This window comes from Zavarzinia aquatilis, from assembly GCF_003173035.1.
In the GTDB taxonomy this organism is placed as follows: domain Bacteria; phylum Pseudomonadota; class Alphaproteobacteria; order Zavarziniales; family Zavarziniaceae; genus Zavarzinia; species Zavarzinia aquatilis.
Map to the genome: position 1 here is coordinate 1 of NZ_QGLE01000034.1, position 2,309 is coordinate 2,309.

Consider the following 2,309-nt stretch of genomic DNA (forward strand, 5'->3'; position numbering starts at 1 on the left):
ATCCGCACGCGGCCATGTCACCTCGCGGATATTGGGGTCGTAGACCACCTTGATCCGCGTGACCTGCGGCGGCAGGGGGCCGCGCCACGCGGCCTCGACCAGGCGATAAGTCGAGGGCTTGCCACCCGCGCCCTTGACGCGGAAGGCGACGTAGCCGGCCTTGACGAGATATTTGAGGTACGATTTCGCATCGACCTCCGAAATCCCAGAGGTCACATGAAGGTCGCGGATCGAGAAGACCTTGAGCGACCGCATGGCCCGCCAGGCGGCGGCACGGGCGCTGCCCTGCTGCACCGGATTGCCGTCCACATCGACACGCGGCGTGCGCCGCCCCGGATCGTTGGCCAGCTCATACCGGGCGGGCTGCCCCTTGCCGCCGCCGTGGACCGACAGGATGCCGGCGGCGACGAGGCAATTGGCGTAGTGGCGCGCCGATGTCGGGTCGAGGCGGGCCGGCGCCGCGACATCTTCGAGCACGAAGGCGCGGAGCTCGCGGATCTTCGCCCACATGATGTCGCGTGGCATCCCGCGCCCCGCCGCTGCCATGGCGGCCGGGCTCTTCTGGCCCGCCGCCGGCTTGATGAGCATGGCGGGCGCCATCACAGCTTCCTCGTCGGCGCTTCGCCGGTGTCGAGGCTGCGCCCGCCCCACCAGGAGAGATCGGCGCGCTCGATGCCTTCGCGTATCGCGACCTGTTGCACCTGTTCGAGGTTGGACACGATTCGGCGCGTGCGGCCGCGCCGCTGCTCGACGATATGGCCGAGCAGATCGTCGGCGACCTCGATGCCGTCGACATACATCTCGGCCAGCTGGCGGGCGTCGGCCAGCGACGCCGGCTGCGCCGGCACCCAGACCAGCACCCGGTTATGCACCCGCTCATACCGCTTGAGCTTGGTCGGCAGGGCCTCCTCGCCGATCAGCACGATCGGCGCCTCGGACACCATGTGCAGCTCGCGCACCAGCTCGATCATGCCCTTGTCGACGAGGATATCGGCCTCGTCGATCAGCAGGGTCGGCTGATAGTCCCGAAGGTGATCGCCGATGGCCTGGGCCATCTTGGCGATGGTCTTGGCCGGCATCAGGCCGAGGGCTATCGAGAGGGTTTCGAGAAAATCTCGCTTGCCCCAGCTCGACCGCGCCTCGACATGGACGGCCGCTTGCGTCGCCGCCGCCGTGGCGCAGGCCACCGTCTTGCCGAAGCCGGACGGGCCGTACATGCAGCCAAGGCCCGAGAGGTGATCGTTGCGTTTGCGCAGCCGCTCGATGGCTTCGAGCAAGCCCAGCACATTCCGCAGCATCGCGGCGGCCGGCTTGCCAATCTGTTGATGTCGTGTCACTTTGCAGTCCTCACATTTGGTTCTTGTTCAGCCCCGCCCGGTTGCCGCCGGGCGGGGTCACTCATGCCGACCTGCCGCCGGCCACCAGACCCTCCGCTCTCCACTTCTCGACGTTCAGTGCGGTCACCAGCTCGGCGTCCTTGCCGTAGGCCGTGTGCCAGCGGCGATCCCGCGCCTCGACCTCGGCCCCGGCTTTGATCAGGGCGTCCAGTTCCTTCCACCTCGCGACGCGGCGGGTCTTGGCCTCGTCCTCGGCGTCCACGGCGGACGGAGACTTGCCCAGGGTGATGATCTGCGCCGGTTGGCGCGGCCCTGCGGCCTCGGGCGCCAGCGGCATCGGCCGCTCGCTGCCCGCCGCATCGGCGGCTGCCTGCAGGGCCGGTGTGGTGTAAGCCTCGCTGGGGCGTGGAAACTCCACGACCGGCGGCAGGGCCTCGCGGGCCAGTTCGGCCGCGACCTCGTGGAAGGGGCGGAGACGGCGGGTGACGGATTGCAGGCGCTTGCGCAAGCTGGCGGTCTCGGACCGCTGGTCGGCCCGGGCCTTTGCGGCGACCTCGGCCCGGGAAATGCCCAATCTCTCGGGGTTTTCCGCAACGCAAATGAAGGCGTCGTCGGCGGCCGTGTAGACGTAGATTCGGCCCATGTCGGTCGGGTCCAGTCGCACCCGGACCTTGTGGCCGACCACCATACCCGGCCCCCAGAAGCTGGCCTTTTCGACCGAAACGCCCTTCTTGGTGACGACGCGATAGCCGCCGCCCGAGGGCAGGTCCATCAGCAGCAGGTCCAGCGCGCGGGGATCGGCGATGCGGCGGATTTCGCCGGCATAGCTGCGGGCGCGCTCGGCCGGGCTCAGCCCGTCGAGGCCGGCATGGGGACGCTGCGCGTAATCCTCGGCGCACCAGGCGTCGAGGCGGCGCTGCAACTCTTCGCCGGTCAACGAGACGCAGAAGGCGTCGTGATCGTCTTCGCCGA

At 69.1% G+C, this 2,309-nt stretch carries 3 protein-coding genes; all 3 read right to left on the bottom strand.

From position 1 onward, the window contains the following. On the bottom strand, positions 1 to 600 hold a 600-nt coding region (locus DKG74_RS21320; protein ID WP_109908195.1), incomplete at its 3' end, for a hypothetical protein. Then, positions 600 to 1,337: an AAA family ATPase gene (locus DKG74_RS21325; RefSeq protein WP_133251681.1), complete on the bottom strand. Its 738-nt coding sequence runs from the start codon at positions 1,335 to 1,337 to the stop codon at positions 600 to 602. The genes DKG74_RS21320 and DKG74_RS21325, both read right to left, overlap by 1 nt. A 61-nt stretch (positions 1,338 to 1,398) precedes the next feature. After that, positions 1,399 to 2,309, bottom strand: a 911-nt coding sequence (locus DKG74_RS21330) for a Mu transposase C-terminal domain-containing protein (protein WP_207779460.1), incomplete at its 5' end; no start/stop codon positions are given.